The sequence below is a fragment of the Flavobacteriales bacterium genome (genome assembly GCA_016713875.1).
Classification (GTDB): Bacteria; Bacteroidota; Bacteroidia; order Flavobacteriales_F; family PHOS-HE28; genus PHOS-HE28.
This window is the reverse complement of sequence record JADJOI010000003.1, coordinates 2768168-2788914: the sequence shown is the minus strand read 5'-3', so window position 1 is coordinate 2788914 and position 20747 is coordinate 2768168. Positions and strand designations below refer to the sequence as shown.

The following is a 20747-nucleotide window of genomic DNA, read 5'->3' as shown; positions in this document are numbered from 1 at the left end:
ATGGGTTTGGTGGGCTCAAGCTAGGGCGGTCCGCGGTGGCTTTCGGGCCTTTCGCCTGACCGGTGCGTGCGATCGAGCGGACCGTCATCCCGGTCGTGTGGACCGTCAGCGGACCCGGTCGAGGAACTCGGCCACGCGCTCGCGTGCGATCGGCACCCGTCGTCCGTCGCGGAGCACGGCCCAATGGCCGTCGTCGCGCAGGTACTCGCGCAGGTGCTCCAGGTTCACGATGTGTGAACGGTGCACACGCAGGAACTGGGCCGGGTCCAACAGCTGCTCGTACACGCGCAGGGTGCGGGTGTCCAGGTAGCGCGTGCCATCGCTGAAGTGCAGCTGCGTGCAGTTGCCCTCGGCCTCCAGGTGGCTGATGGTGCGTGGGTCGAAGAGCTTGAAGCCTTTGGCGTGGTCGATCACGATCCGGCCTGCGGGCAGGGCGGCCTCACGCACTGCGTCGTTCAACCGCTCGCGGTATGCCTGGGCCTCTGCCGGTCGTTCATGCTGCTCGCGCACCCGCGCGAGGGCCTTCATCATCGCCGTGCGCAGCTCATCGGGGTCGATCGGCTTCAACAGGTAGTCCACCGCATGGGTGTGGAAGGCCTGCAGCGCGTAGTCCTTGAAGGCGGTGACGAAGATGACGAGCGCACGCAGGTCGCGGAGCTCGGCCAGTAGGTCGAGACCCTCCGTGCCGCTGGGCATGCGGATGTCCAGGAAGAGCAGGTCGGGGTCCAGCTCCGCGATGCGTTCGCGCGCCTTCGCCGGTCCATCGGCCGTTCCCGCCACCACCACCTCCGGGCAGAGGTCCTCGAGCATCAACCGGAGGTTCTCCCGGGCCGGCTCCTCGTCGTCCACGATCAATGCCCGCACCTGCCGCGACCCCATGACGGCGAAAATAGCGGTGCCACCGGAGCGACCGTTCTCCACTCCGTGGCCACCGTTGCCCGGTTCGGGCTGTCGATCGGGCGAGGAGCGCTGTAGGTTGGGGTCCCGATCGAACGCAAACCCCTTGTTGCCATGGCTTCCACGAACTCCAACAGCAGGCTCTGGATCTTCTCGGACCAGGGCAGTTGAACCGCGCAGTGCTCATGTCAGGTTTTGGTGTGGAGGGTCGGTCCGCCGGGTGGCGGGCCGGCCCTCCGGCGCTCTTCGGGAACCCATTGGCCGGTCGTGGCGTACAACGGCGCGAAGAACCGGCCCATGGCCCAGCACACCGCCCCCCACGAGATCCGCGTGCGCATCGACCAGCTCGAGCGCCTGCTGATGTTCGACTATGATCCCGCTTCCCAGGACGCCCTGTTCGACATCGTGGACCCCAGCGGTCGCATCGTGAAGACGGGCGATGTCAGTGGTCCCGTCACCCGGGTGCGCATCACCGACCTGGACGGCGAGGAGTACTTCCTGATGGTGCTTGATGGCGACGTCAGCACGGTGAGGCCGATCCACCTGCGACGCGCCGTCTGATGCCCGCCGTTCCCGCCCTCATCCCCGTCTACCGGGCCCTCACCATCGTGGGCAATGTGTTGCGCATCGATCGCAACGGTATGGCCCATGTCCCCTTCCAGAGCGACACCACGATCGGTGGACCGGTCGAGGTCGTCTTCATCCTGCTGCCCTCGGCACCCGAGGAGGGCGGCTGATCGTTCAGCCATTGATTCGCCGGTCGGCGCAGGCCGGACCGGATGACGCCGGTAACGTGCCGCGCTCAGGTTCCCATCGTGCGGATGGACTCCAGCAGGAGCAGCGCGTAAGGAGCGAGCGTCGGCGCGGCGATGGGGACCAACCTCAGCGCGGCCAGGCGGTGGCGAGCGAACATGATCACCCATTGCGTGACCAGGAAGCAGAAGGCGTAGAGCAGGATCCCGAGGATCATACCGGGCACAAATGCATCGGCAGTGAGCCACTCACTTTGGGAAGGCACGGTATGGGCTGCCACGATCTGGTACACGAGGAACAGCAGGAGCACCACGTGCAGCACCTGCAGCGTGCGGCCGAGGATACGGACGATGCGTTGCTGGGCCGAAGCCGGAGCGCTCACGCCACCACCTTCTTCGCATTCATCAGCGCCTTCACCGCATCCGTCCCGCCGGACGCCTCCTCCATTCGAACGTTCACGGGCAGTGTGCCTGGCGCATGGTGTGCCTATGCTTGTATCTGTGATCCCGGTCCAGAGGGAGCGTCCCGTGATCGTTCCGTCCCTGCCGGACCGGTATATCACGCTGGTCATTCGTTCGGCCCCGCCGACCGTTCCTTGTAGGGCACGACGGCCGCGCGGACCCGGCGGTAGTTTAGGTGGAGCTGCGGTACCATCCGTGGCACCTTGCGCATGAGAACCCCTCATTCACTCTGTTGCGCTGCGCTGGCCTTTCTGCCGGAGGTGATCCTTGGCCAGGGCTTCGCCGTGCTCGACGTCAACAACATCCACGCCCGCTTCCACGCCGACGGCATGATCGGGCTGTCCCCTGGGATCGGCCAACCGAACTTTGAAGTGCCCGCGGGCAGCGGTGTGCACGCCCTCTTTGCCGCCCACCTCTGGATGGGCGGGTACGACGCGGGCAACCAGCTACGGGGTGCCGCTGTTCGCTTCGGTCAGGTCGGTTCGGATTGGTTCCCGGGTCCGTTGACCACGGATGGGTCGGCCAGCATCACCTCGACCGTGTCCGCCCAGTACGACCGGGTATGGAAAGTGACCTCGGCCGATGTCGGTCTGTATCAGGCCTACTGCGCATGCGTGAACGATCCCGGATGCGACGAGGCCGTCGTGTACCCCGGCTACCAGATCCCCCAGGACTTCACCGATTGGCCCGCCCATGGTGATGTGCAGGCCGGCCAGGCCTACGTCTTGGCACCCTTCCTGGATGCCAATGGCGACGGGGCCTATGCCCTGTCCGACTGCGATGCACCCTGCAGCCCCGGCGATGGGGCCCTGTACTTCATCTTCAACGAGAAGCTGGCCCCTCATACGGAATCCGGGTGCCTGCCTGTGGGTGTGGAAGTGCAGACCACGGCATTCGCCTATTCCGGTCCCGATGCGGCGCTGGCCAATACCGTGTTCGTGCAGTATCGCATCATCAACCGCGGCACGCTCACGCTCTCCGACTTCCACCTGGGGCTCTTCACGGACCTTGATCTGGGTTGTGCGGATGACGACTATCTGGGCTGTGACGTAGGGCGAAGCCTCTGGTATGTGTACAACGGGGATGCTCTTGATGAGCCGTGCAATGGCCACCTGGGCTACGGCCCTCAACCGCCGGCCTTCGGTGTCTCGGTCCTCTGCGGGTTGCACTGCGATCCCGACGGAACGGACCACGTGCAGGACTCCGCCCTGGTGGCGTTCAATGGGTTCGGGTCCGGGGACGGGATCATCGACAACGAACGCCACGGCCTGGGTCACTTCATGCGCTTCGAGAACTCCGGTGGTGCGACCGGGGACCCCACGACCTGTGCGGAATACCACAACTTGATGCGCGGGTTCTGGAGGGATGGCCTGCCGTTGACCTATGGTGGCAATGGGTATGGGGGCACCATCCCCGCCCGCTTCGTCTATCCGGGTGATTCCGACCCCTTGGGGCTGGGCACGGACGGTGTACCACAGCCGGCCTGGAATGAAGTGACGGCCGGCAATGCCCCGTTCGATCGCCGCGGCATGGGATCCATGGGCCCTATCACCCTGCAACCGGGCGCCGTTCATCGCATCGTGCTGGCCTTCATCCATGCCGGTGCCAGCCCGGGGGGGCTGTTCAGCAGCGTGGAGGCCCTTCAGGCCCGGGTGGACAGCATCCGGGCCTTCGCCTCGGCGAACGGGTTCTGCGATGGTCTCGCCACCGATGTGCCCTGCCTGGCCTCCACCGTGGGTCTGGCCGAGGCGCCTCCGGTGCAGCACGACCTGGAGCTTTTTCCAGTGCCGGCGGGCTCCATGGTGGAATTACGGGCATCCCCCGAACTGATCGGCGCCCGCCTCACCATCCATGATGCGTTCGGACGCATCGCGCAGGAGCAGCGCGTCACCTCCGGCTCGGAACGGATCGGCATTGGATCCCTCGCAGCAGGAGTATATACCTGCGTGGTCACGACCCCTCGCGCCCGGCACACGGGCCGGTTCGTGAAGCAGTAGGCGCGCATGCAGCGATCGCAGGCAGCCCCGGACCTCGGTCCGGGGCTGCTGCTTGCTTCCTGCTCCCACACCCGGTGGAGGCTGGATCGCCCTCGTCATGGGGAGTCCCCGCACAATGCGCACGAAGCATCCGCTTGATCCAGGTCCGAAGCCTACGCGAACGCCTTCTTCCGGCTCATCAGCTCCTCCACCGCCTCCGCCTCCACGGGGATCTCTGCGAAGAGGTCGATCGGGTTATCGCGGGTCACGAGGATGTCGTTCTCCAAGCGGATGCCCAGCTTCTCCTCGCGGATGTAGATGCCCGGCTCCACGGTGAAGACCATGTCCGGCTGGATCATTTCGTTCCAGAGGCCGACGTCGTGCACGTCGAGGCCCAGGAAGTGACTTGTGCCGTGCATGAAGTACTTCTTGTACAACGGCCGCTCGGGATCCTGCTTGGCCACGTCGGTCTTGTCGAGCAGGCCCAGGCCGATCAGCTCGCGCTCCATGATCTTCCCCACTTCCTTGTGGTAGTCGGCCAGCAGGGTGCCGGGGCGCAGCAGTTGGGTGGCCTCGTTCTTCACCCGCAGCACCGCGTTGTACACCGCGCGCTGGCGGTCGGTGAAGCGGCCGTTCACGGGAATGCAACGCGTCAGGTCGCTCGCGTAGCCGCCGTACTCACAGCCGAAGTCCATCAGGATCACATCGCCATCATTGCACACCATGTCATTGGTGATGTAGTGCAGCACGCAGGCGTTGTAGCCGCTGGCGATGATGGGCGTGTAGGCATGCCCGCGCGAACCGTTGCGAACGAACTCGTGCGTGATCTCCGCCTCGATCTCATACTCCTTCACACCGGGTTTCACGAAACCGCACACGCGCTCGAAGGCCTTGCCCGTGATCGCGATCGCACGCTGGATCTGCGCCACTTCCTCCTTCGTCTTGCGGCTGCGGATGCGGTGCATGATCGGTGCGCTGCGCTTCACGCTGTGCAGCGGGAATTGCGCGCGCGTCTCCTTGTTCTTGCGCTCCTCGCGCGTCTCCACCTCGTTCCCCTGGCGCAGGTGCTCGTTGCTGTTCAGGACCAGGTGCTCGCACTGCGGCACCAAGCGCTTGATCGTCGCCTCGTAGCTTGTGGTCCACAGTACGGTCGCGATGCCGCTCAACTCGCTCGCTTCCTTCTGCGAGAATTTGGCGCCTTCCCAGATCGCGATCAGCTCGCTCGTTTCGCGCACGAAGAGGATCTCGCGGTCCTTCGGGTCCACCGCATCGGGGAAGAGCAGCAGGATCGTCTCCTCCTGGTCCATTCCGCTGAGGTAGAAGATGTCGCTGGCCTGCTTGAACGGCATGTGCCCATCGGCGCTCGTGGGCATGATATCGTTGCTGTGGAAGATGGCCAGGCCGCCTTTCTCCAGGTGCTGGCGGAAGCGGGCGCGGTGCTCGCGGTAGGTTGATGCTGAGAGCGGGGTGTAACGCATAGGGCGAAGGTAGGATCAAGACTCAAGACACAAGGAGCAGGCTCACGCAACAAGGTGTAGCGGCCTTGTGACTTGGAACTTGAGACTTGTGTCTAGTATTAGGGCGTTCCGGCTCGAAGACTCGCCGTCGGGCCATGCGTTCCAAGTCCTCGCCGAAGACGGCTCCGGGCTTTCCACTTCTGTCCCTAACGCGAAATGCCCAGACCTTGATCTGTAACCTACTCCTTGGTCACCGGACCTTCCTCCAGATCGAGCACCATGGAATGCACTTCCACCTCGAACCATGCCGCGAACATCTTGTAGGTCCTGTCCTTGGGCCAGCGCTCCTCGTCCGTACACCAATCGTTCAGTTCGTTCACGAATAGCTCGTCGAAGTGTTTCTTGACCCAACGCTCCACATCCGCGTTACTGCCCATCTCCCGGATCAGATAGATGTTGCATTCGTCCCGCTCGCTGGCGCCCTTGCCATCAGCGAAGGCGGTGCGTGACCAGTCGTAGTAGGGCTGCTTGGGGCGAACCAGGATTGCATTGCGGTCTATCGATTCGAAGAAGTAGGGGATGGGTTCCATGGTGGCGTGTGGTGCTGACCGAACGAGTAGATACAAGGGTACGTCGTGCATCGCCTTCTCTTCGCTGCTAAAGCGAAGGTGAACTTTCTCCGCAACGCTTCAAGCAATGGCTATAGGCCGGTAAGAGCGCTCAATGCCTTGGTGATTTCAAGCTTCGCGTGCCAAAGCATATCGGCAGTAATCGAAATACGTGAGCGTGCTGTGAACCACTTCAGTACTTGGCAATTGTCGCAAGCGGTAATGGCGATGCCTTTGTTGTGGACGATGGACATACGGTATTGTCGAATGTCTCCCATCACGGGCACCTTGAGTTCGTTCTTAGTGGTGTATCCAAGTTCCTGCGCAATGCGCTCGCGGTATTCATCCTCCCACATCTGATAGATGTAGACCAAGCACATGTTGCCTGACAGCGTCTCATTGGCCGCTCCAGGTTGATTTCTTGCGATGAGTTCTGTGGCTAAAACACTATGTGCCGTTGCGCTGGCCCAGCTACCCTCTCTTTCGAGCACGTTCGGATCTTCATTCCCAAAGTGAACTCGGGCACCCGGCACCCGCGTGACGTTCATAGTGTTCAATTGCGCGAGGTAGGATATTCGGGCGGCGCCGAAGTCCAAACATGCACCATGAGTGTCGTCGACGATTTGGCCGTATTCCCTGACAAGGGCCTTTGCGTTGGTGGTATTGGTCATTCTTACTTGTGTTGTGTTCCTCCCTCAAGCATCTCGCACTGCTCACGGAAAATGTACATCTCCCACCTGTTCCCGTGTATCGCTTCGAATGTTACACTCTCATTCATTATTGCCTCCTCTTACTATGCGGCACATACATCCTCAACCGCTCCACCCGCGCACGGTACCCATCGCCATCCTTCGCCACCAGTTCCATGATCACCAGTTCGCTCAGGTCGCGCTGTATGGTGCGCGGCGACATCTTGGCGTAGAGCATGGCGAGTGTGGTGTTGATGTGCGGGATCTCCTCCAGCTTCAGCGTGCGGTCCTTTGGGAAGTCGAGCGCAAGACGACGGCGACGCTTGAACATCGGGTCCTGCCACTCTTTCACCTTGTCGAACTCGTCGTACACCATCTTCTGCCAGGTGATGTCGAACTGGCTTTTCTGTATGGTGCCCAGCGTTTGTTCCAATCCATCGCGCAGGCCGAGCAATGCGTATTCGATGAACTTGGTGAGCGAGCGCTCGGTGCCAGCGACCTGCAACTGGCGGTAGTATTCAGTGCGCGTCTGGTTATAGTGGTTGCTCAGGATGTGCGAGGCGATGTTCGGGTTGCCGCCGCGCAGCATGATGTAGAACTCCACCAGTCGGCCGGTGCGCCCATGGCCATCACCGAAGGGATGGATCCATTCCACGTACACGTGTGCCACGATCGCTTGTAGCACCACTTCCCAGAATTGCTGTTCGCTCTGGCCGAAGTGGAACTCTTGCCGCATCCAGGTGCAGAGGTTGCTCACCAGGTCCTCCACATGCCCCGGTGCGGGACAGCGGTAGGTGCCCACCACCACTTGGTTCTCTCGGAAACGCCCCGGAATGGCGGCGAAGTGCTCACCGAGGTCCTTCCCCACGAGCCGATGGAAGCGGAGCAGTAGCTCCCGGTCAATGAGCTGTACGCGATCGTCGTACACCACCTCCTTCAGCAGTTCGTTGAACGCATCGATGATGTTCCTCACTTCCTGTTCGAGGTAGCCTTTGCTTGGCGGCAGTTTCGATCCCGAGGCCACCTGCTTCACCTCTTCTTCGCTGAGCGTATTGCCCTCAATGGCGGTAGTCGCTTGCGCCCCTTTGATCATGGAGACCTGGAGCAGTCGGCGATAGTCTTCGGGTAGCAGTGGCGTATGCTTGATGGCCTTCACGAACGCTTCGCACTGGCCAAGCAGGAACTTCATGTCCGGGGTCACGTCCCATTGCCGCCGGAAGGTCATTTGGGGGTATTCCCTAGTAAGGTCGCGCATGGTGTCAAAAATAGCTCATTATTGTCCGGTATACTGTATATCAATTAATTATGGTACATAATGGATGTCATAGAGTGTGACATTATTTGGGTCACGCTTCTTGCCAAGTAAGACCTTCAAAGCTGCCAAAGCAACTGGCAATCAAGCGTTTCGGCAGCATTAACTTCGCCTCCATGCCCACCCCCAACAAGACCCACCGCACCGCCGCCAGCGCCTCCGCCTTCATCGATACCCACCCCAAGGAGGAGATGCGCGATGACAGTCGCGTGCTCATGGCCCTGATGCAGGAGCTCACCGGCGAGGAGCCGCACATGTACGGACCGTCCATCATCGGCTTCGGCACCTACCACTACACCTACGCCAGCGGCCATTCCGGCAGTGCACCCCTGGCGGCCTTCAGCCCACGGAAGATCGAGCTGGTCATCTACCTCGGCCGGAAGCCCAGGACCCGGCCACGTTGGCCAAGCTGGGCAAGCACAGGGCCGCGAAAGCCTGTGTATACGTGAAGCGCCTGGCCGACATCGAGCTGAAGGTGCTTCGGAGCATGATCAAGAAGTCGATCGCCGCCACGCGGAAGGCCTATCCGGAGACCTGATCCTCAGCAGCTTAGGATTTCGGCTAGGCCGCCTACCTTCGCCGCCGCGAACGCGACCACACCGTTCGCTGTTCACTGGACACCATGGCACGCTCCGCCCTCCTCGGCTCCTCCCTCACGAAGAAATACTGGATGGCCCTCACGGGCCTTTTCCTTTGCCTGTTCCTGGTGATCCACCTGGCCGGCAACCTGCAGTTGCTGGACGCCAGTCCGGAGGGCCGCCTCAAGTTCAATGCCTACGCCAAGTTCATGACCACCTTCCCGGTGATCAAGGTCGTGAGCTACCTGCTGTACTTCAGCATCCTGTTCCACGCCTTCGATGGCATCCTGCTGGCGGTGCAGAACCGCAAGGCCCGCCCCGTTCGCTATGTGAAGGAGAACGCCGCGGCCAACCGCACCTGGTACAGCGGACAGATGGCCCTGCTGGGCAGCCTGCTGCTGGTCTTCATCGTGCTGCACATGAAGCACTTCTGGTACCGCATGCACTGGGGCGGTCTGCCGCTGGACAGCGAGGGCAACACCGACCTGTTCACCGTGGTGGCCGAGGCCTATCGGGAGCCCGTGTACGTGGTGCTGTACGTCGCCTCCATGGCCGTGCTCGCCTTCCACCTCCTGCACGGCTTCCAGAGCGCCTTCCAGACACTCGGGCTGAACCACCCGCACTACACCCCGATCACCAAGAACGTAGGGGTCTTCTTCGGCGTGGTCATCCCCGTCCTGTTCGCCCTCATCCCTGTGTGGATGTTCGCGTTCCCCGGTTGATCCGTTCCCACGACCTCATCGCATTCCATGAGCACCCTCGACAGCAAGATCCCCCCCGGTCCTATCGACAAGAAGTGGACCGACCACAAGGGGCACATCCGCATCGTGGCACCGGCCAACAAGCGCCGCATCGACATCATCGTGGTGGGCACGGGCCTGGCCGGTGGTGCCGCGGCCGCCTCGCTGGCGGAGATGGGCTACAACGTGAAGGCCTTCTGCTTCCAGGACAGCGCGCGCCGCGCCCACAGCATCGCCGCGCAGGGGGGCATCAACGCCGCCAAGAACTACATGAACGACGGGGACAGCACCTATCGGCTGTTCTACGACACCGTGAAGGGTGGCGACTACCGCGCCCGTGAAGCGAACGTGTACCGCCTGGCCGAGGTCAGCGCGAACATCATCGACCAGTGCGTGGCCCAGGGCGTGCCCTTCGCCCGCGACTACGGCGGACTGCTGGACAACCGCTCCTTCGGTGGTGTGCAGGTGAGCCGCACCTTCTACGCCCGCGGGCAGACCGGCCAGCAGCTGCTGCTCGGTGCCTACAGCGCGCTCATGCGCCAGGTGGGCAAGGGCGCGGTGCAGATGTTCGACCGCCACGAGATGCTCGATGTGGTCGTGGTCGACGGCAAGGCGCGCGGTATCATCGCCCGCAACCTGGTGACCGGTGAGATCGAACGCCACGGCGCACACGCCGTGCTGATCTGCACCGGCGGCTACGGCAACGTGTTCTTCCTGAGCACGAACGCCATGGGTTGCAACGTCACCGCCGCTTGGAAGGCGCACAAGCGCGGGGCCTTCTTCGGCAACCCCTGCTACACGCAGATCCACCCCACGTGCATCCCGGTGAGCGGTACGCACCAGAGCAAGCTCACGCTGATGAGCGAGTCGCTCCGGAACGATGGCCGCATCTGGGTGCCTGCCAAGCTGGAGGACGCCAAGGCCATCCGCGAAGGGAAGAAGAAGGGCAGCGACATCCCCGAGGCGGACCGCGACTACTACCTGGAGCGCCGCTATCCGGCCTTCGGCAACCTGGTGCCGCGTGACGTGGCCAGCCGCGCCGCGAAGGAGCGTTGCGATGCGGGCTTCGGGGTGAACCAGACCGGCGAGGCCGTGTACCTGGACTTCGGTGCGGCCATCGAGCGTTACGGCAAGCAGCAGGCGAACATCCAGAAGATCGAGAAGCCGAGCAAGGAGAAGATCACCGAGCTGGGCCGCGCCGTAGTGAGCGAGAAGTACGGGAACCTCTTCGACATGTACGAGAACATCGTCGGCGAGAACCCCTACGACCATGCGATGAAGATCTACCCTGCCGTGCACTACACCATGGGCGGCCTGTGGGTGGACTACAACCTGCAGACCACGGTCCCCGGTCTTTTCGCGCTGGGCGAGGCCAACTTCAGCGACCATGGTGCGAACCGCCTCGGAGCTTCCGCGCTGATGCAAGGGTTGGCTGACGGCTACTTCGTGATCCCCTACACCGTGGGCGATTACCTGGCCGATGATATCCGGACCGGTCCCATCGACACCAAGCGCCCCGAGTTCGAGGCCGCCGAGAAGGAGATCAAGGGCCGGATCGACCACCTGCTCAACAACAAGGGCACGAAGCCCGTGGACGACTTCCACCGCCGCCTGGGCAAGGTGATGTGGGACAAGTGCGGCATGGCACGCAACGAGAAGGGCCTGAAGGAGGCGATCGCCGAGATCCGCCAGATCCGCGAGGAGTTCTGGAAGGATGTGCGGGTGACCGGAAAGGCGAACGCGTTCAACCAGGAACTGGAGAAGGCCGGCCGCGTGGCCGACTTCCTGGAGCTGGGCGAGCTGATGTGCATGGACGCCTTGAACCGCAACGAAAGCTGCGGTGGTCACTTCCGCGAGGAGTACCAGACACCGGAAGGGGAGGCCCTGCGCGATGATGCCAACTACGCCTATGTGGCCGCTTGGGAGTGGACCGGCGAAGCCGGAAAGGCCAACCTGCACAAGGAAGCGCTCTCGTTCGAGGAAGTGAAATTGACGCAACGCAGCTACAAGTGATGGGCAACATGAAGCTCACCCTCAAGATCTGGAGGCAGTCCGGTCCGAACGACAAGGGTCGGATGGAGACCTACCCCGTGAACGACGTTTCCCCGGACATGTCGTTCCTGGAGATGCTCGACGTGTTGAACGATCAGCTCGTGCGCGAGGACAAGGACCCGATCGCCTTCGACCACGATTGCCGCGAGGGCATCTGTGGCATGTGCAGCCTCTTCATCAATGGCGAGGCCCACGGCCCGGCACGCGGCATCACCACCTGCCAGCTGCACATGCGCCGCTTCAAGGATGGCGACACCATCCATGTGGAACCCTGGCGCGCACAGCCGTTCCCGGTGATCAAGGACCTCGCCACCGATCGCGGCGCCTTCGACCGCATCCAGGCGGCCGGCGGCTTCGTCAGCATCAACACCAGCGGCAACCTGGTGGACGGCAACGCGCTGCCCATCCCGAAGGACGATGCCGACAAGGCCTTCGACGCCGCGACGTGCATCGGCTGCGGCGCCTGCGTGGCCACCTGCCCCAACGGCAGCGCCATGCTGTTCGTGGCAGCGAAGGTGAGCCAGCTCTCCCTGCTACCCCAGGGCCGTCCCGAGGCCAAGCGCCGCGCACTGGCCATGGTGGAGCAGATGGACAAGGAAGGTTTCGGCAACTGCAGCAACACCGGTGCCTGCGAGGTGGAATGCCCCAAACAGATCAGCCTGGAACACATCGCTCGGCTGAACAGGGAGTACCTGGCGGCCACGGTGACGAAGGAGTAGTGCATTCGTTCAGGAAAATGCACGAAGGGCGGTCATCGATGGCCCTTTCGCTTGAGCTAGAAAGAACCACAGCTCACGCCCGTGGTCCTCTCGCGCTTGAAGCGCCAGTGCTGCCCACGCTTCCGGAATTCCAGGAAGCCGCTCCAACCGCCCCATTCGGTCGGGGTGATGGAATAGGGCACGGCACAGATCTTGGCCGAGGTGAAGACGGGGCGCCTGAGGAAGACGCGTTGGTCCACAGCGCTGTAGATCGGGACGGTGGTGAGCCCCAGTGCATCGGTCCAGGCTTGTGGCCATTCGAGGAACGTCACGCACTCCCTGATGCAGCTGTCCTGTTCCGTTCCTGACCTGGCCGGCAGGGCGGTGGCCCTGACCAGGTTCGGTCCCATATCGCCATACAGCTTGTTGCGTGTCTCCTTCACCGATGCAATGAAGAGGGCATGGAGCGTGGCCGTGTCACAGCGCAACTCTTCCACGGTCTGCGCGGAAGAATGTGGGCTGAACGCCGCTAGCCCGAAGCAGAGGAGGAGGTAGCGGAGTTGGGGTATATCGGTCTTTTGCCAAAGCTAGGCGGTGCATTCAGAGAAGAGTTGTCGGATAGGAGACAACATGGACGCAGCTTAGTTTCGTCGCGCATGGCGATCCAGAGCAAACTGCCCCATGTGGGCACCACCATGTTCGCCGTGATGCTCAGACTGGCAACGGAGTGTGGCGCCATCGATCCCAGTAGGGCCGGATCACTTCACCTGCTTTAGTGCTTGCACCGGGGTGAACACCGGGATCATATCCTGCTGCTTGAAATCGCGGTCGTTGCTTACAATGGCATCCACGTCCCCGGCGTTCAGCGCAGCCTGGAACTGGATGGCATCCTCCAGGTCCCTCCAGCCGCTGTTGATCCCGGCCAGCAGCTCGGGCAGCCCGATGTGCGCGATGTCAAGATGCGGTAGCAAGGCATTCAGCCTGGAGACGACCATGTCCATCCGCAGGCCATACTTGCGGAGCGAATACAGCAACGTCATCACAGAAACCGGGGCGATGGAGATCCTCACCCGCCCGGCGGTGCAGCGGGCGAACAGCAGGAGCGAGGCCTTGTGGTTGGGGCGCTCTGCCTCGAAAAGGTCGAAGAGCACGTTGGTGTCAACGAACAGCTTCATGCCCGCTTCCTTGTCCGCTTCACCTTGGGCTTGTAACCGTATGCGTAGGCCAGCCGGGGATCATCCTCAAGGTCCTTCTCCGTGATCTTTCCGGAAAGCCAGGTTCCCATCTCGCTCAGCCAGGCGGGGACCTCATCCTTGCCAGCCTCCGTCCGATCCAACGCCTCCACCAGTTCATCCACGATGGCGCTCATCGGTTGAGCTCTGCGCGCACCCGCTTTTCGCAACAGCGCCACTGTCCGCTTGTTCAGGCTGAGCGTGACCTTGGTCTTCATCGTGCATCAAATATACATACGGTGCCAATTGGCGTACATACACGAAGCGCGCAGTAGTTTCGGGGCGTGCGGATCACCTCCAAGCTCCCCCACGTCGGCACCACCATCTTCACGGTGATGAGCAAGCTCGCGCAGGAGTGCGGCGCCATCAACCTCAGCCAGGGCTTCCCCGATTTCCCCATCGACGAGACGCTGATCGAGCTGGTGGAGAAGGCCATGCGCGACGGCCACAACCAGTACGCGCCCATGCCCGGCGTGCCCGCCCTGCGTGAGGCGATCGCCGCCAAGGTGCAGCGGCTGTACGGCTTTCAGTACGATCCGGAGACCGAGGTGGCCGTGACGGCCGGCGGCACACAGGCCATCTTCACCGCGCTGGGTGCTGTGGTGCACCCCGGCGATGAGGTGATCATCGTGGATCCGGCCTACGACTGCTACGCGCCTGCGGTGGAGCTGTTCGGCGGCAGGGCGGTGCATGTGCGGCTGGGCAGCGACATGCGGTTCGATGCCGATGCGGTGCAGGCGGCGATCACGCCCCGCACGCGCATGCTCATGATCAACACGCCGCACAACCCGGCGGGCACCATCCTGCGCGATGCCGACATGCGCCGCATCGCCGGCATGCTGCGGGGCACCGACATCCTTCTCCTGAGCGACGAGGTGTACGAGCACCTGGTGTACGAGAACGAGGCACATGCCTCGGTGGTGCGTTACCCCGAGCTGCGCGAGCGGGCCTTCGTGGTGTTCAGCTTCGGCAAGGTGTTCCACGCCACCGGCTGGAAGATGGGCTACGTGCTGGCCCCGAAGGCGCTGATGGCCGAGTTCCGCAAGGTGCACCAGTTCAACGTGTTCAGCGCCAGCACGCCCGTACAGCACGCCCTGGCCGCGTACCTGAAGGACCCCGTCCACTACGAAGGGGTATCGTCGTTCTATGAGGCCAAGCGCGACCGTTTCCTCATCGGCCTGCACGCTTCGCGCTTCGAGCCCCTGGCCTGCGAGGGCAGCTACTTCCAGCTCGCCGACTACAGCGCCATCAGCGATGAACCGGACACGGAGTTCGCCAAGCGGTTGACGCGTGAGTTCGGAGTGGCCGCCATCCCCCTTTCTCCCTTCTACAAGGAACCGCCGCCGGGCCAGCGGATCCTCCGCTTCTGCTTCGCCAAGCGGGATGAGACCCTGGACGAGGCCATCGACAAGCTATGCGAGATCTGAAGATCACCCTCGTGCAACGCATGCTCCACTGGGAGGATGCGGCAGCCAACCGTTCCCAGTTCCAGGAGGTCATGGCCCCGCTCCGCGGCGTGACCGACCTCATCGTGCTGCCCGAGATGTTCACCACCGGCTTCAGCATGCGCAGCGCGGAGCTGGCCGAGACCATGGACGGCGCCACGGTTCGTTGGATGCGTGAACAGACCAATGCCTTGGACGCAGCCCTTTATGGCAGCGTGATCATCCAGGAGGCGGGAAACTGCTTCAACCGCGGGCTGTTCGTGACACCGGAGGGACAGGTCGCCACCTACGATAAGCGCCATCTCTTCCGGTTCGCCAACGAAACGGAGCACTACAGTGCAGGCAAGGAACGGGTGGTGGTCGAATGGCGCGGCTGGCGCATCCTCCTGCAGATCTGTTTCGACCTGCGCTTTCCGGTGTTCGCCAGGAACCGCGGAGACTATGATGCGGCCCTTTACGTGGCGAACTGGCCCGAGGCCCGCCGCTTCCCCTGGAGCCAGCTGCTCATCGCACGCGCCATCGAGAACCAGTGCTATGTGGCCGGGGTCAACCGGGTGGGCATGGACGGAAAGGGCATCCACTACAGCGGGGACAGCGTGGTGATCGATCCCCGCGGTGCCGCGCTGGCCGCCGTGGAGCCGTCCTTGGAAGGGGTCCTGACGACCACGCTCGACCGTGCGGGCCTTGAGGACTTCCGCGCCAGGTTCCCCGTGGCGATGGAGGCCGATGACTTCGAACTGCGCCTGTGAGCCGCTAGCGGATGATGGTCACGTGGCCCATGCGCTCCTGCTCCATCCCCACACCCCCCTGCTCATCGTCCACGAAACGGTACCGCATCTTCCATACGTAGACCTCGTTGGGCACCTCGGCGCCATGCGCCGTGCCATCCCATTGGTCCGTTGGATCATTGGTCTGCCAGAGCACCCCGCCCCAGCGGTCGAACACGATGAGCTCCAGGGTGGCCACGTTCTTACCCACCGGGCCCCAACTGTCGTTGATGCCGTCGGCATTGGGGGTGAAGGTGTTGGGCACATAGATGCTTGCGGGGCAGAACTCATTCACCTTCACTGAATCGCGCAGCCCGCAGTTGAACGTGTTGGTGATGTCCACGAAGTACCAGCCGTAGGCGCCGGCCAGGATGATCTGCGAGGTCTGCCCGGAGCTCCAACCGAAGCTGGAACCCGGATTGCCGGCATCGATCACCACGAAGTGCGGCTCCTCGTCGAGGCAGGTGAAGATCTGGTGCACGGGCAGGCTGCTTGGCCGCGGATTGAACCCGGCCACCACCGCGTCGCTCGCGCTGCAATGGCCATTGTCCACCGTGACGCTGTAGGTGCCGTTCTGGACCACATCGATGGTGCGCGTGACCGCCCCCGTGCTCCAGGCGTACGTCGTCCCCGGGTTCCCGGCATCGAGCGTCAATACGTCCCCTTGGCAGAGCGCCGTGTCCGGACCGAGGTCCACCACGGGCCAGGGCACGAAGGTCACCTCCGCGCTGAACGACGCGCTGCAACCCTGAGGCGTCGTCACGAGCACTGTGTAGGTACCGGCCGCAGTGGGCGCGATCGTTCGCGTGATGGCGCTGGTGCTCCAGGCGTAGGTGGAACCAGGGTTGCCCGCATCGAGCAACACGGCTTCCCCGGTGCACTCCGTGACATCGACCAGTGCATCCACCGGCCCGGATAGCACGGTGAGCGTCACGCTGTCCGATGCCTGGCAGGCCGTGTTGGTGACGATGACCCCGTAGATGCCGCTTTGCATCGGAACAATGGACTGCCCGATGGCTCCGGTGCTCCACAGGTAGGTGCTGCCGGGGTTCCCGGCATCCAGGACCATGCCCGTGCCGGTGCATACGGTGGTGTCCGGACCCAGGTCGACCACTGGTGGGGCCACCAGCGTGACCAGGGCATCAAAGGTCCCGCTACAGCCCTGGGGGTTCGTCACCACCACGCTGTATGGCCCGCTTGCGGTCACCGTGATCGACTGGCCCGTCGCGCTGGTGCTCCACAGGTAACTGCTGCCGGCATTGCCCGCGTTCAGCGTCACCGGGGTGGTGGCGCATGCGGTGACGTCCTGCAGCTGGTCCACGGGCATCGGTGCGAAGTTGAGCGTGACCGCATCCGTGCTCACGCAGCCCTGGGGACTTGTCGCGGTGGCGGTGTAGGTGCCGTTCCCGGTGGCCAGGAACTGCTGGCCGGTGCTTCCATTCCCCCACACCACCGTATTGCCAGGGCTGTTGGCTTGGATCAGATAGGATGTGACGCCGCAGAGCAGGCTATCCGGACCCAGGTCGAGCGTGGGCAGCGCGTTCAGCAGTACGTTGAAGGTCTTGGTGGTCTGGCAGCCCTGCGCGTCGGTGATCTCCACCACGTAGGTGCCTGTCGCGTTCACCGTCACCGTCTGCGTCGTCGGACCATGCGTCCAGTCGTAGCTGCTTCCAGGGAAGCCGGCGTCGAGCACCAGGCTTTGCCCGGCACAGCCCGCGATGTTCACCGGGTTCACCATGCTGTCGAACGCATCGATGATGCGCACGGAGTCCGTCACGGAACACCCGTTCGCATCGGTGATGGTCACCTGGAAGAGCATGGTGGTGTCCGCCATCACCGTCGGGGAGGCGATGTTCCCGGAGTTGAGCAGGAAGGCGGGGGTCCAGGCGATGCTGAACGGTGCGGGCACGTTGTGCTGCACATCGAGCTGGAACCCGAGCGCATTGCACAGCGTGGTGTCCTCCGTGGCGGCGATGGTGTAGGCCGTGGTCACGGCGATGGTGATCGAGGCCTGCGTGCTGCAGCCGGTCTGTGTGTCGGTAAGGGTCGCCGTGTAGGTGGTGGTGGTGCTCGGGGTGGCCACTGGCGTGGGTGACGTGGCGCTGCTGAGGCTGCCGGCGTTGTTCCACACGAGCTGCAGGGTGCCGGTGCCCTGGATGACAGCGTTCAGTTGGCTGCTCTCGCCCTGGCAGAGCGTGAGGTCGCTCGCGCTGAGAACGAGGCCCAACTGCGGACCCACCGTGACCGTCACCGCATCGTTCGCCGTGCACCCGATGTTGTTGGTGGCCGATGCCGTATAGGTCGTCGTGGCCGTTGGGCTGGCGACAGGCCCGGAGATGCTGTTGTTGTTCAGGCTGCCATTGTTCGGGGTCCAGCTCCATTGAATGCCCTGGCCCGAACTGGCGGTGGCCTGAAGCTGGGCCTGACCGCTTCCGCACAGGAGCACGTCGTTGCCGGCGTTGATGCTGAAGGCCGGGGCCACCTGCACGAACACGGGATCGCTGAAGGTGCAGCCCGTCCCGCTGGTGGCCTGCACGGTGTACCAGGTGTCGGCCAGCGGCGTGGCCATGGGGCTCGCACTAGTTGGGTCGTTGAGCGTGGCGCCGGGCGACCAGATCAGCGGCACCCCCGTGTTGTCCACGCGGGTCAGGGTGATGTTGTCAAGCGCCCACACGTCCTGCGCGGCCCCGCTGTTGGCCAGCTGGCGCCAGCGGAAGTGCGTGGCGGCCGACCAGGCGGCGGGCGGGATGGCGAGCGTGATCGGGGTGAAGGCCGGATACTGCGACTCGTTCAGCGTGTGGAACACCGTCCAGGCCACGCCGTTCAGGCTGTACTCCACCACCACGTCCTCGCCCGGCTCAGCGCCGTCGCAGGGCGCGGTGCCGGCGGAGATCATCAGACTGAAGATCAGACTGCCACCTTGCGGAACGTTGAGCGCATTGGTGCGGGCCTGGCGAGCGCCTGCGGCATTGAACAGCAGCGCGTTGCCGTTGACCGCGCCACAGGTGCCGCTCACACTACCGCCCTGGACCTGGGCCCACAGCGACGATGTACCATTATCCAACGGATCGAACCCGATCACCCGCTGCGTGCGCGTGCCCAGTTGTACCGCTTCGCCGAGGCAGATGATGCTGTCGGCCGTGGTGGCCTCCACACTGTGCACGGTGTTCGGCGTCACCTGCACGAGCACGCTGTCCGTCGCGCTTCCACAGCCCAGCGGACTGGTCACGTTCAGCTTGAACCACGTGGTGGTCATCGGGTAGGCCACCGGATCGGGGATGGCAGGGTTGCTCACCAAGGCGGCCGGGGTCCAGCTGAGCGTGTAGGCGTTGGGGTCCAGGTTGGGCTGTGCGCCGAGCTGCACGGGCTGATATTGGCAGATGGTCGTGGCGTTGGCTCCGTTGGCGGTGGCCACCACGTTCACGGGTACCTGGATGCCCACATGGAAGGTGAAGTCCAGCGGACAGGTGGAGCCTGGGGCAGTTCCCGATACCGTATAGGTATCGTTCGTGGTGGGGGTGAAGGTGTAGCTCAGCCCGTTGGCGAGGACCAATCCCGGTGCGCTGGCGGCCTCCCATTGCGGGTTGTCCATGGGCTCCGGCGAGGTGAGCGTCACCGGGCCGTTCACGCACAGCAGTGAGTCCTGCACCACCACCGGAACCACCGTGGCGTTGGCGTTGAACGCGTAGCTCTCGCCCGTGCCGAAACCGGTGGCGTACACATGAATGCCCTGCGGAGCGGTGACGCGGTGCGTGCCTGCGGTGATCGTGCGGCTGGCATGCGACCAGGTGGGGCACGTGGCGAAGGCCGTGAAGCCGGCCGCAGGGACCGCGGTGCCATCGATGGCCACCTGGCCCACCACGGCGGTGGGCACCACCAGCTCCACCCGGTGGCCGGTGATCTGCGGCGAGCTCACCGTGCTGAACGTGGTAGAGGTGGTGGTGCGGTCATCCGGCTCGATCACCACCATCGACGGGTCACCGGCGTTGGCGCAGTTGTACCCTTCGTAAATGACGACCACCGAGACCGGTGCCGTGGCGTTGATGCAGGCGGTGCCCGCCAGTCCGTTGATCTGGTGTGATTGGCCCGCGCTGAGCGGGATGGGCGCACCCCCGTTCACGGTGACGCTCGTGCCGTTTTGGCCGGCGAGCACCCGCACCGTCGCATTGGCGATGCCGCTCGGGAGGAAGGTGTGGAACTCGGTGCCCCAGCGCTCCAGCGGGATCATCTGCTCCACCAGGTGGTCGCAGGCCGGACAGCCCACGGGCACGTTGGCGCACATGCTGCCGCTCAGCACCGCGAAGGGTCGGCAGGGCCCGCTCGCCGCTGTGGCGCGCACGCGGGTGCCGGTGAGGTCGAGCGATGAAAGGGCCGATTGCACCTGGTAGGTCTGTCCCTGATCCAGCGTCACCGTGAAGGGGACACCGGGGGGACGCCCGCCGGCCGTGTTCACGCTAGGGGTGATCTCCACCTCCGTGTCATCGGTGGTGGCCACGATGAGCAGTTCGCTCTTGTAGAACTCGTTGAAGCCCGGGAGCCCGCGGTAGGCCTCCACGAAGTAGTCCGTGCCCAAGGCCTCCACCGGGAGCACCTGGGCACCATCGTGGGTGTAGCTCTGGTAACTGACGGCCGTAACGGCCACCGGAGCGGCGGCGACGATGCGTACCCCCTTGCCGGTCACGGACTCGGAACCGACGTGTTCGGCGGTGGTGGGCACGTTCACCAGGACCACGCCGTTGGCCGGAACACTGAAGGCCAGGCTCCAGCCGGTCTGCGGAATGCTCACCGTGCCACTGGTCGCGGTAGGGGCACTGATGTACAACCGGGTCTCCTGGGCGCCGTAGGCGTTCTGCATGAAGCCGGTCCACAGCTCCGTGCCGAGGGTCGGCATCGGGCCGTTCACCTGGGCCGAGGCGCTGCCCATCCATAGGATGGACAGGGCTCCGAGCAGTGTCGGACCGATGCGCAGGATGGGGTTCAGGGAGGTCATGCCACCGAAGAGCGGGGTGGTTCGCGCCGTGCATACGCGATCCCCTGCCCAAGGTTCCCGCCCTGTAAAGACGAAGGGCCGGGAGAACCCCG

The 20747-nt window shown here is 63.7% G+C and carries 18 protein-coding genes and 1 pseudogene; 9 read left to right on the top strand and 10 right to left on the bottom strand.

Annotated elements, in window-relative coordinates; translation table 11 throughout:
• Nucleotides 1–105 precede the first annotated feature (105 nt).
• Nucleotides 106–879: a response regulator transcription factor gene (locus tag IPJ87_13355; GenBank protein MBK7942837.1), complete on the bottom strand. Its 774-nt coding sequence runs from the start codon at nt 877–879 to the stop codon at nt 106–108.
• A gap of 315 nt (nt 880–1194) precedes the next feature.
• Between IPJ87_13355 and IPJ87_13350 the strand changes: the two genes are divergently transcribed.
• Nucleotides 1195–1458, top strand: a complete 264-nt coding sequence (locus tag IPJ87_13350) for a hypothetical protein (protein MBK7942836.1) — start codon at nt 1195–1197, stop codon at nt 1456–1458.
• Complete coding sequence (locus tag IPJ87_13345) at nt 1458–1634, top strand: hypothetical protein (GenBank protein ID MBK7942835.1); 177 nt, start codon at nt 1458–1460, stop codon at nt 1632–1634. Before IPJ87_13350 ends, IPJ87_13345 begins: the two co-directional genes overlap by 1 nt.
• 65 nt (nt 1635–1699) lie before the next feature.
• Here IPJ87_13345 and IPJ87_13340 read toward each other — a convergent pair whose 3' ends face one another.
• Nucleotides 1700–2032, bottom strand: a complete 333-nt coding sequence (locus tag IPJ87_13340) for a hypothetical protein (protein MBK7942834.1) — start codon at nt 2030–2032, stop codon at nt 1700–1702.
• Between the two features lie 288 nt (nt 2033–2320).
• Here IPJ87_13340 and IPJ87_13335 point away from each other — a divergent pair, with 288 nt between their 5' ends.
• On the top strand, nt 2321–4108 hold the full coding sequence (locus IPJ87_13335) for a T9SS type A sorting domain-containing protein (GenBank protein ID MBK7942833.1): 1788 nt from the start codon (nt 2321–2323) through the stop codon (nt 4106–4108).
• A 152-nt stretch (nt 4109–4260) separates the two neighbouring features.
• Here the strand turns inward: IPJ87_13335 and IPJ87_13330 are convergent, their stop codons facing one another.
• From IPJ87_13330 to IPJ87_13315, 4 genes are all read right to left on the bottom strand, one after another.
• Nucleotides 4261–5565: an aminopeptidase P family protein gene (locus tag IPJ87_13330; GenBank protein MBK7942832.1), complete on the bottom strand. Its 1305-nt coding sequence runs from the start codon at nt 5563–5565 to the stop codon at nt 4261–4263.
• A gap of 218 nt (nt 5566–5783) precedes the next feature.
• A complete protein-coding gene (locus tag IPJ87_13325; protein MBK7942831.1) occupies nt 5784–6134 on the bottom strand; it encodes a hypothetical protein in 351 nt (116 codons plus the stop codon).
• 110 nt (nt 6135–6244) lie between these two features.
• Entirely contained in the window at nt 6245–6823 is a 579-nt protein-coding gene (locus IPJ87_13320) for a hypothetical protein (protein MBK7942830.1), read from the bottom strand.
• A gap of 106 nt (nt 6824–6929) precedes the next feature.
• Nucleotides 6930–8096, bottom strand: a complete 1167-nt coding sequence (locus IPJ87_13315) for a Fic family protein (GenBank protein MBK7942829.1) — start codon at nt 8094–8096, stop codon at nt 6930–6932.
• A gap of 173 nt (nt 8097–8269) precedes the next feature.
• Between IPJ87_13315 and IPJ87_13310 the strand changes: the two are divergent.
• From IPJ87_13310 to IPJ87_13295, 4 genes and pseudogenes are all read left to right on the top strand, one after another.
• Nucleotides 8270–8691, top strand: a pseudogene (locus IPJ87_13310) (DUF1801 domain-containing protein).
• Between the two features lie 84 nt (nt 8692–8775).
• Nucleotides 8776–9453 (top strand): succinate dehydrogenase cytochrome b subunit, encoded by a 678-nt coding sequence (locus IPJ87_13305; protein ID MBK7942828.1) that lies wholly within the window; start codon nt 8776–8778, stop codon nt 9451–9453.
• A 27-nt stretch (nt 9454–9480) separates the two neighbouring features.
• On the top strand, nt 9481–11484 hold the full coding sequence (locus tag IPJ87_13300; protein ID MBK7942827.1) for a fumarate reductase/succinate dehydrogenase flavoprotein subunit: 2004 nt from the start codon (nt 9481–9483) through the stop codon (nt 11482–11484).
• Between the two features lie 8 nt (nt 11485–11492).
• Complete coding sequence (locus tag IPJ87_13295) at nt 11493–12242, top strand: succinate dehydrogenase/fumarate reductase iron-sulfur subunit (GenBank protein MBK7942826.1); 750 nt, start codon at nt 11493–11495, stop codon at nt 12240–12242.
• Nucleotides 12243–12298: 56 nt separating this feature from the next.
• Here IPJ87_13295 and IPJ87_13290 read toward each other — a convergent pair whose 3' ends face one another.
• The 3 genes from IPJ87_13290 to IPJ87_13280 all read right to left on the bottom strand — a co-directional run bounded on the left by IPJ87_13290 (nt 12299) and on the right by IPJ87_13280 (nt 13671).
• Nucleotides 12299–12718 (bottom strand): hypothetical protein, encoded by a 420-nt coding sequence (locus IPJ87_13290; GenBank protein MBK7942825.1) that lies wholly within the window; start codon nt 12716–12718, stop codon nt 12299–12301.
• Between the two features lie 261 nt (nt 12719–12979).
• Nucleotides 12980–13396, bottom strand: coding sequence for a type II toxin-antitoxin system VapC family toxin (locus tag IPJ87_13285; protein ID MBK7942824.1), 417 nt, complete (start codon nt 13394–13396; stop codon nt 12980–12982).
• On the bottom strand, nt 13393–13671 hold the full coding sequence (locus IPJ87_13280; protein MBK7942823.1) for a hypothetical protein: 279 nt from the start codon (nt 13669–13671) through the stop codon (nt 13393–13395). Before IPJ87_13280 ends, IPJ87_13285 begins: the two co-directional genes overlap by 4 nt.
• A gap of 66 nt (nt 13672–13737) precedes the next feature.
• Between IPJ87_13280 and IPJ87_13275 the strand changes: the two genes are divergently transcribed.
• The gene (locus tag IPJ87_13275; GenBank protein ID MBK7942822.1) at nt 13738–14880 is read left to right on the top strand and encodes a pyridoxal phosphate-dependent aminotransferase; all 1143 of its coding nucleotides are present in this window, start codon (nt 13738–13740) and stop codon (nt 14878–14880) included.
• Nucleotides 14868–15647 carry an amidohydrolase gene (locus IPJ87_13270; protein MBK7942821.1) on the top strand — a complete coding sequence of 260 codons (780 nt, stop codon included), beginning with the start codon at nt 14868–14870 and terminating at the stop codon, nt 15645–15647. Before IPJ87_13275 ends, IPJ87_13270 begins: the two co-directional genes overlap by 13 nt.
• Before the next feature lie 4 nt (nt 15648–15651).
• Here the strand turns inward: IPJ87_13270 and IPJ87_13265 are convergent, their stop codons facing one another.
• Nucleotides 15652–20655: a gliding motility-associated C-terminal domain-containing protein gene (locus tag IPJ87_13265; GenBank protein MBK7942820.1), complete on the bottom strand. Its 5004-nt coding sequence runs from the start codon at nt 20653–20655 to the stop codon at nt 15652–15654.
• Nucleotides 20656–20747 lie beyond the last annotated feature (92 nt).

Excerpts from the sequence above, each read along its gene's own strand:
- IPJ87_13355 (MBK7942837.1), bottom strand. The coding sequence starts at position 879 with ATGGGGTCGCGGCAGGTGCGGGCATTGATCGTGGACGACGAGGAGCCG.
- IPJ87_13350 (MBK7942836.1), top strand. The coding sequence starts at position 1,195 with ATGGCCCAGCACACCGCCCCCCACGAGATCCGCGTGCGCATCGACCAG.
- IPJ87_13345 (MBK7942835.1), top strand. The coding sequence starts at position 1,458 with ATGCCCGCCGTTCCCGCCCTCATCCCCGTCTACCGGGCCCTCACCATC.
- IPJ87_13335 (MBK7942833.1), top strand. The coding sequence starts at position 2,321 with ATGAGAACCCCTCATTCACTCTGTTGCGCTGCGCTGGCCTTTCTGCCG.
- IPJ87_13330 (MBK7942832.1), bottom strand. The coding sequence starts at position 5,565 with ATGCGTTACACCCCGCTCTCAGCATCAACCTACCGCGAGCACCGCGCC.
- IPJ87_13325 (MBK7942831.1), bottom strand. The coding sequence starts at position 6,134 with ATGGAACCCATCCCCTACTTCTTCGAATCGATAGACCGCAATGCAATC.
- IPJ87_13320 (MBK7942830.1), bottom strand. The coding sequence starts at position 6,823 with ATGACCAATACCACCAACGCAAAGGCCCTTGTCAGGGAATACGGCCAA.
- IPJ87_13315 (MBK7942829.1), bottom strand. The coding sequence starts at position 8,096 with ATGCGCGACCTTACTAGGGAATACCCCCAAATGACCTTCCGGCGGCAA.
- IPJ87_13305 (MBK7942828.1), top strand. The coding sequence starts at position 8,776 with ATGGCACGCTCCGCCCTCCTCGGCTCCTCCCTCACGAAGAAATACTGG.
- IPJ87_13300 (MBK7942827.1), top strand. The coding sequence starts at position 9,481 with ATGAGCACCCTCGACAGCAAGATCCCCCCCGGTCCTATCGACAAGAAG.
- IPJ87_13295 (MBK7942826.1), top strand. The coding sequence starts at position 11,493 with ATGAAGCTCACCCTCAAGATCTGGAGGCAGTCCGGTCCGAACGACAAG.
- IPJ87_13285 (MBK7942824.1), bottom strand. The coding sequence starts at position 13,396 with ATGAAGCTGTTCGTTGACACCAACGTGCTCTTCGACCTTTTCGAGGCA.
- IPJ87_13280 (MBK7942823.1), bottom strand. The coding sequence starts at position 13,671 with ATGAAGACCAAGGTCACGCTCAGCCTGAACAAGCGGACAGTGGCGCTG.
- IPJ87_13270 (MBK7942821.1), top strand. The coding sequence starts at position 14,868 with ATGCGAGATCTGAAGATCACCCTCGTGCAACGCATGCTCCACTGGGAG.
- IPJ87_13265 (MBK7942820.1), bottom strand. The coding sequence starts at position 20,655 with ATGACCTCCCTGAACCCCATCCTGCGCATCGGTCCGACACTGCTCGGA.